The organism is Bartonella sp. AP4SXKL (assembly GCF_042195845.1).
In the GTDB taxonomy this organism is placed as follows: domain Bacteria; phylum Pseudomonadota; class Alphaproteobacteria; order Rhizobiales; family Rhizobiaceae; genus Bartonella.
In genome coordinates this window covers 1-8,881 of record NZ_JBHIPA010000026.1, presented here as the reverse complement: position 1 = coordinate 8,881, position 8,881 = coordinate 1, and the positions used below count along the sequence as shown (strand labels likewise).

The window sequence follows — 8,881 nt, the reverse complement described above, 5'->3', positions numbered from 1 at the left end:
TGCTGAAGATCTCTCCCCCACATTTCTATGGAAAAACCTCTAAACAAAACTGTTTAGCCCGTCAATGGTTAATACATCAATATCCCCAGTTTAATGCTACAATATATTTATCAATAATTAGAGATAAATTCACTCTCCAGCTCCTCTAAGCCACTCAACACGCATATAAACGAGACATCATGCTATCAAGCACATTCTGTCGTCAAAAACCATCATAGAAAACAATAAGAAATCTCTTTGAGAGCCTTTCAAGACAATCACGCAAAACTCTTTTAATGGCATTCTCATCAAAGAACTTTTCTCCAAAGACAATGATCTGAGTGATCTGAACAGAAGAGTTTTGTCTAGAGTTGTTAGTGTTGTCAGTTCTTTTTAGAGCCTATATCATTTTTTTCAAATGAGAGAAAATTAAAAACATTATATTTCAATATGTTAGTATTTTAACGATACAACCTATATCGACAATACAACCTTAAATACAATCCATAATATATATTTGTCAGTTTGTGTCAGTAAATTGAACTGACAAAATAGACTATTTGAGTGACTCATAAAACCTATCAAAATAATCATTATGATATTTTAAAAGCACATGCTTCATTTGTCTTGATTAACCCGTGAAACGAATAGCAAATTTCACTAGTTTGCTGATCTGATCTCTCTCATAGGCTGTGGATAAACAGCATTAAAAAAAACTTTTTGAAAAAATTTATCCGCTTTTTAGCATTTTCCGAATTTTTCACACTATTCATTCAAAATGGATTTAATAAGCTTCATTTTGATTCTTTTGAAGAGAATTAATCAATAGAATATATTGTCATGAAGTTTATTCTTTATGCTTCGCCCTCATCATTCTGATAATGAACACGTCACTTTACGCTCTTTGTTAGAATATTATCGTCAACGAGCTAAATCACCCCGTGAATTAGGAACCATGTTTGAAAACCTTGTCATGGCTTATTTGACAAACGACCCGCTTCAAAAGCAGGAATACGAAAAGGTTCAAACCTATTGTGAATGGGCTAAGGAGCATGGAGAAGATGGAACTGATATTGGCATTGATCTAGTCGCTACAGTCCGTGATGAAGGTGGCTATGCTGCCATTCAATGTAAATGCTATGATGCCTCTCACATAATTAAAAAAGAAGATATTGATAGTTTTATAGCAGCTTCTGGCAAAAAGATCTTCACGCGTCGTATTCTGATTGATAGCACCGAAACAGATTGGAGTGACAATGTTGAACTGACTTGTGAGGGGCAAGAGGTTCGTATTCAACGCATAAACCTTTTTGATTTGGAAAGCAGTCAAATCGATTGGGGGGCGTATAAAGAACAAGGACAAGCCGTTCTTAAAGAGCAACCCAAAAAAAAGCTTTTAGATCATCAAAAAGAAGCCCTTGAGAAAGTCTGTGAAGGTTTAAAAGAAGCCGACCGTGGCAAGCTAATTATGGCATGTGGGACGGGCAAGACTTTCACCAGTTTGAAGATAGCAGAAACCATAGCAGGGAAAGGCAAGCGTGTTTTGTTTCTGGTGCCCTCCCTTGCTCTCATATCTCAAACAATTCGTGAATGGACAGAAGATACAGAAGTACCTTTGCGCTCCTTTGCCGTGTGTTCGGATACACAAGTGGGAAAACGTCGTAAGAATAAAAATGATGCTCTTGAATTTGATAGCTCTGATCTTGCCTTGCCGGCTACCACGGATGCAAAAGAACTGGCTAGTAAAGCAGGTAAGGTTTCACATGATCTGATGACCGTGGTGTTTTCTACTTATCATTCAATCCAAGTGATTTCTGATGCGCAAAAAAAGTATGATTTACCCGAATTTGATCTGATCATCTGTGATGAAGCGCATAGAACCACTGGGGCTTCATTGGGAACTGAAGACAATGAATCCGAATTTATCAAGGTTCATGATAACAGCATCATTCGAGGCAAAAAACGTCTGTATATGACAGCAACCCCTAAGATCTTTACCGATGATGCCAAAAAGAAAGCCAATGAGATCAATGCCGTTCTAGCATCTATGGATGATGAAGAGCTCTATGGAAAAGAGCTTTATACCTATACCTTCTCAAAAGCCGTTCAGAATGAATTGCTTGCACCTTATAAGATTATTGTTTTGGGTGTTAATGAAGAGGAAGTGAGTGAATCCATTCAACATCTGATGACCGATGAGAATTATGAACTTATTCTTGATGATAAAACCAAGATCATAGGTTGTTATCAAGCCCTTGCTAAAATAGATCTAAAGGTTGATCTGAATGATGACCCCAATCCCATGCGGCGGGCTTTGGCTTTTTGTAAAGATATCAAGACGTCTAAACGCATTCGTAACACATTTAATTCTGAAGAAATACAGGAGGAATTATTTAATCTTCATAAGGTTTATAAAGATACCCCGCCTCTTCATTGTACCTTTGATCATATTGATGGAACCCAAAGTGCCAAAACGCGTCATAAAGCCCTTGATTGGCTTAAAGAAGATGCGGGGGAAAACACCTGCCGTGTGCTCACCAATGTAAGATGTCTGTCTGAAGGGGTAGATGTTCCTGCTCTTGATGCCATTATGTTTTTACACCCGCGGAAAAGTTATGTGGATGTGATACAGGCTGTGGGGCGTATCATGCGGCGTGCAAAGGGTAAAAAAAGAGGCTACATCATTTTACCCGTTGGGGTCCCTGCTGGAGTTTCTGCTGAACATGCTTTACGCTACAATAAGAGATACAAGGTAGTCTGGCAAGTGATCAATGCTTTGCTTGCTCATGATGAGAATTTTGAAATAACCCTTAACCAGATGATTTTAGGTCAAGACGTCAGTGATGTTTTAGAGATTAGAGCCTTAGAGAGCATGACCGCGGTTGAGGATAAACTTCATATCCATGAAAAATCAGAACATATGGGACTTGAGATTGGAAAAGCCGCTCATGAACCACAAATTATTCATAGCGTAACAGGAAGATTACCTTTTTATAAAGAGTTTCCCAATGCTTTGAAAACCCTTATTGCAAAGAAATTTGCTATTGCGGATTATTGGGAAAATTGGGCAGGCAATGTTGCTGAGATTGCACAAAACCATATCACGCATCTCCAAAACTTGCTTGCTGATGAAAACAGTGAAGCCTTTCATGCTTTTGATGTCTTTCATAAGGAATTAAAGAACAACTTAAACAGTGAAATAAAACAAGAGGAAGCGATTGAGATGTTAGCACAACATCTTGTCACCCGTCCTGTGTTTGAAGCCTTGTTTGAGGGCAATGAATTTGTACAGAACAATGCCATTTCGCAAGCCATGGAAAAAATCTTAACAGAACTCGATAAAACGAATATCGAGGAAGAATCCAAGGAATTACAAGAATTTTATAACAGTGTAAGGCTTCGTGCTTCTGGGATTACCACACCACAAGCAAGGCAAAATCTTATTATTACGCTTTATGAAAGCTTTTTTGCCAAGGCATTTAAGAAAACCACGGATAGGCTTGGGATTGTTTATACGCCCGTTGAGGTTGTTGATTTTATCATTCATTCTGTTGATGATGTGTTGCGTAATGAGTTTGGCAAAAGCTTGGGGTCACGTGGTGTGTCTATTCTTGACCCTTTCACTGGAACAGGAACCTTTATCACACGGCTTTTACAATCAGATCTCATCAAACCAGAGGATATGGAATATAAATTCCGTCATGATATCCATGCCAATGAGATTGTTTTGCTTGCCTATTACATAGCAGCGATTAACATTGAATCGACCTATCATAGTTTGATGAAAGAGAATTATATCCCATTCAAGCATATTGGTTTGGCTGATACGTTTCGGATGCTTGAAAAACAAGATTTGATGAAAGGTTTACTAGAGGAAAACAGTGAATATTTAGAGCATCAAAAAAAACTGGATATTAAAGTTATCTTTGGTAACCCTCCTTATTCGGTAGGACAAAAGAATGAAAACGATAATAATCCCAATATATCTTATCCCATATTAGATGATCGTATTCGTGAGACTTATATAGCTAAATCGAAAGCAACTAGTACGCAAAAGTTATATGATAGTTATATCCGCGCTATCCGCTGGGCTAGTGACCGTATTGATAATGCTGGGGTAATCGGCTTTGTCACAAATGCCGGTTTTATTACTGGACATTCTATGGATGGTTTACGCAAATGCCTCGTTGAAGAATTTAGCAGCCTTTATATTTTCCATTTACGGGGGAATGCACGGACTTCTGGAGAACAACGTAAAAAGGAAAGTGGTGGCATTTTTGGTGAAGGATCTCGAGCTCCCATAGCTATCTCTATTTTGGTTAAAAATCCAGAATCTCAACAGCGTGGCAAAATATATTTCCGTGATATTGGAGATTATCTCACGAGAAAAGAAAAGCTTATAATAATAGAGTCTCTTGGTAGCATTGATGGTATTACACGGAGCAAACAAGGTTGGCAAATAATTACACCAGATAAGTACAGTGATTGGCTTGATCAACGTGATGACAGTTTCAAAACATTCTTAGCTATGGGTGTCAAAAAGGGGCATGATAAAAAGCTCTTTGAAACTTATTCTCTTGGTGTTTCAACCAATCGTGATGCTTGGACGTATAACTCAAGCCGTGAATCTGTAAAGAAAAATATGAATAACATGACTGCCTTCTATAATAATGAGGTAAAACGTTTAAATAATACCTATTCACATGCTGATCGTACAGCACGTGCAAAGGTCGTGAATGATTTCGTCAATTCCGATGTAAGAAAGATTAGTTGGAGCAGTACTCTTAAGAGAGAATTATTAAGAGGTAAATTTTCCGAATTTGAAGATAAATGCCTTATTCAAAGCCTATACCGTCCTTTTACACAACAATGGCTTTATTACAATAGCGTCTTTAATGAAGCAGTTTATCAAATGCCGCGTATATTCCCGATAAGACAAGCGGTTGATAATAAGGTGATACAAATTACAGGTATAGGAGCAAAGAAAGACTTTTCTGTATTGATGACTAAAGCTTTGCCTAATTTAGATTCAATAGAAAAAGGTCAATGTTTTCCACGCTATATTTACGAAGATACTACGGTTTCAAAAAGTAAAAGTGAGAAACAATCCCATTTATTTACAAATTCTATAGAGGAAAACAAAACAGCTGGTTTACAACGCCGTGATGCCATTACGGATGAAGGGTTAGAACATTTTAAAGTAGCTTATCCTAATGAGACTATCACTAAAGATGATTTGTTCTATTACGTTTACGGTTTACTTCATTCGGAAGATTATCGCGCCCGTTATGCTGATAATTTATGCAAAGAATTACCTCGCATTCCTTGCGTAAAGAGTGCTGATGATTTTTGGAAATTTGTGACAGCAGGGCGTGAACTCGGTCATTTGCACGTGAATTATGAAACTGTAGAACCTTATCCAGTGACCTTTAAAAAGGGTAATCCAAAAGTTACAGAGATCTCTAATCCTGAGAAATTCTATTATGTAACTGAAATGAAATTCGCAAAAGCAGCTAAAGAGAAAGGAAAATCCGAAAAGGATAAATCAACGGTTATTTACAATAGCAATATCACAATAACAGATATCCCTCTTGAAGCTTATGAATATATTGTCAATGGTAAACCCGCTCTTGAATGGGTTATGGGGCGTCAATGCGTTAAGACTGATAAAAAGAGTGGCATTGTGAATGATGCTAATCGCTATGCTGTTGAAACCGTTGGCAACCCTGCCTACCCTCTAGAGTTATTTCAGAGGGTTATTACTGTAAGTTTAGAGACAATGAAAATCGTTAAGAACCTACCAAAATTAGAACGAAGAGAAACTGAATAGACTTGGCTTGCTAAACTCACAAGGGGTATAGAGTCTTATAACCATAATCTATACCTCTCTTGTTAAGTTGATTAGATACAATCTTTAAAAGGAGTGTTTATATGCGTTATTCTAAAAAGAAATCATTTGCACTTTTAGATACTCTTATTTGGATTGCCTTTAAGAGATTATACCGTATTTAAAATGATAGCTTTATCCTTTTCAAAAGCTTTGTTTAAACAGAGTTATGTATATTCATTTTCTTATATTACTTATAGGTTTTGAAGGTTTCTCAAACCCTCAAAATACCTTCAAAACCCCTTTTTATATATATCACAGATTGTATTTACGTGTTGTGTGTAATATAGGTTGTTTCTTTAAAACATTAACATATTGAAATATAATAACTTTTATTTTTGATTGAAAAATAATATATAAAATGGGGTAAAAGGAACCTTCAAAACCTTCTAAACTCATAACTATAATGATCTTGATAGCACTTCTTATGAATTACAAGCTATCTTTTGAAAGGTTTTAAAGGATCATATGCTTTTCATAAAGCACATTTTAATCACTCACTAAAATCATAAGGTTATCTATTAAAAAGAACTGATTAAAATTCATAAAAGGGATTTTGATAACGTAATCAGTTTTTACTTTCATATGCTTTTCATAAGACACGCTTTAATCACTCACTAAAAATATAACTTTATCTTTTAAAAAGAACTAATCAAAATGATAAAAGCCTATTAAAAGGGATTTTGCTAATCTCTATAATTATTATTCTCTCTTTAGATATTTTCATAACGGTTTATAAATCACAATTATCCTATTTATCATTTCTCTTATAAAAATGAAAAATGATGCGGTGGCTATAAAGCACGCGTGAAAAAAGCAGGCTTTCATAATCACATGCAAATGAACACATTGGTTATAAAAACAGTTCCTATAAAAAGCTGTTAAGTTGCAAATGTGTTATTAAAAGAAATTAACAGAAATCTTTAAAAACCATTTAGCAAAAAACATGATAGGTTGTAAAGATAAAAATACGCATGATGAGAGCGTTTTTAAATATTATAAATGTATAGATTCAGAAAATAACGCAATCGTTTAAGAAAGCCCATAATATAGCTTTAAAAGCACATAAATATAAAAGAAGAAGTTGATAAGCATAATATATTATCAATACACAACGTATTTAAAAAATACAAAAAAATATCAAAAAAGATAGAATATCGTTTGACAATAAATACGTATTTTGTTATATAAATAATCAAGTGCTAAAAACACTATATGAATAGCGAGTAAACCACGATAAGGTTTCTCCCATTTCTTTAAAAGACTGGCTTTCTTTTATGCTTTAAGAGCGTATAATGATTATGTCGGGTGTAGCTATGCCATACAATACCCTTCGCGAGGGAAAAGCATAGCGGCGGACTATTCACCGTGTTTTTAGCGCCCGGCGCCCTTTTAGGGTTGTCAATTAAAAACTCTATTGAATAGGATTACTAGCATGAATGCTACAGTTAAAAATCAAAAAACATCTCCAAAATATGAACTTACTAATGAAAACCGCGTTGTTAACGGTGTGACTTTACACCGCATTAAAGCTTTAAGAGATTTTGATGATGTAAAAGCTGGGAACCTCGGCGGCTTTATCGAAAATGAAAGCGATCTATCCCATGATGGCAATTGCTGGGTTTATGATGATGCTATGGTTATCCAAGCAAGCGTTTCCGAAAATGCAAAAATACGCAATAATGCCTGTGTTGTGAATTATGCTAAGGTTTATGGTAATGCCGTGATTAGTGATAAGGCATGGGTTTTGAGTAATAAAGCACATGTTTATGACAATGCAATCATTAATGGCAATGCAAAAATTAGTGGCTATGTTTTTGGCAATGCCGTTGTGAGTGATAATGCCGTTATTACTGAGGGGGCTCTTATTTACGATAATGCCCGTGTTTATGAAAATGCTCATGTGAGTGGGCTTGTGTTTAATGATGCCCATGTCTACGGTAAATCACGCCTTGCTGCGTGGTCAAAAGCTTATGGCAATGCTCATGTTTTTGATAAAGCTATAATTTATGATGGGAGCAATATTTATGACAATGCCAAGGTTTTTGGCTCGGCGCGTGTTGGTCCTTTTGCAAAAATTCATGATAATGCTCATGTGAGTGGAAAAGCACAAATTTGCCAATTTACAACGATTTATGGCAATGCTGTGCTTAAAGAAAATAAGAAATTTTCTGAAGATGTCTGTGGTGCTGATCAGGATATAAATAAAGTTGCGTAAATAACGCGCGGGCGCGGCGGGGGCGCCCCTCTTTAAACATTTCATTCTAAAATTCAAATCTATTTATAAAGGAATTGTGCTATGCAAAAAAGTTTGCACTCACAAATGAAACGCGTGTATTTAATAATCAAACTCTTTATCGCATTCGGGCTTTAATAGATTTTGATGATGTCAAGGCTGGTGATTTAGGGGGCTTTATTGAAAGTGAAAACAACCTCTCGCATGATGGCAATTGCTGGGTCTATGATAATGCTCTTGTTTTAAATCCTGCCCATATTTATGAAAATGCCAAGGTTTTTAATAACGCTATTATAATGGGTAGTGTTTATGGCAATGCCCATGTATGTGACCGTGCCCGCGTTTATACAAATGCTCATGTTTATGACAATGCGCATCTTTCTTATAATGCTTGGGTTTATCATCAGGCGCGGGTTTATGGCAATGCAAAATTATCAGGAAATGCTCGTATTCATAGCAAGGCGGTAGTTTATGATCATGCTGTTATCAGTGGCGCTGCTAAAATTTATGGCAAGGTTTATGGCAATGCTAGCGTGGGTGGGTATGTTAAGGTCTATGGTTCTGTTTATGGGAATGCAAAAGTGACTGGTTATCACACCATTAGAGGTTTGGTACATGGCAATGCAAGGTTAAAAAGAGATGGTTATTCATATGTCAAACAAAACTTTTATTATGCATATGGAATTCCTGAAGATTGTGAAATTTATGAAAACGATACCGTTGTAAAGATTATTGAAAATAACGCTGCGTAAAGACGCGCGGGCGCGGCGGGGGCGCCC

3 protein-coding genes are annotated in these 8,881 nt (G+C 36.2%); all 3 read left to right on the top strand.

Going from position 1 to position 8,881, the window contains the following annotated elements:
- The first annotated feature begins 835 nt into the window (after positions 1–835).
- On the top strand, positions 836–5,809 hold the full coding sequence (locus ACFIMI_RS08980) for a DEAD/DEAH box helicase (RefSeq protein WP_375692488.1): 4,974 nt from the start codon (positions 836–838) through the stop codon (positions 5,807–5,809).
- 1,492 nt (positions 5,810–7,301) lie between these two features.
- A complete protein-coding gene (locus ACFIMI_RS08975; RefSeq protein ID WP_375689429.1) occupies positions 7,302–8,084 on the top strand; it encodes a hypothetical protein in 783 nt (260 codons plus the stop codon).
- A 74-nt stretch (positions 8,085–8,158) separates the two neighbouring features.
- Positions 8,159–8,854 (top strand): hypothetical protein, encoded by a 696-nt coding sequence (locus ACFIMI_RS08970; protein WP_375692487.1) that lies wholly within the window; start codon positions 8,159–8,161, stop codon positions 8,852–8,854.
- Positions 8,855–8,881 lie beyond the last annotated feature (27 nt).

Bases quoted from the DNA above. Each gene is read 5' to 3' on its own strand.
- ACFIMI_RS08975 (WP_375689429.1), top strand. From the start codon at position 7,302: ATGAATGCTACAGTTAAAAATCAAAAAACATCTCCAAAATATGAACTT.
- ACFIMI_RS08980 (WP_375692488.1), top strand. From the start codon at position 836: ATGCTTCGCCCTCATCATTCTGATAATGAACACGTCACTTTACGCTCT.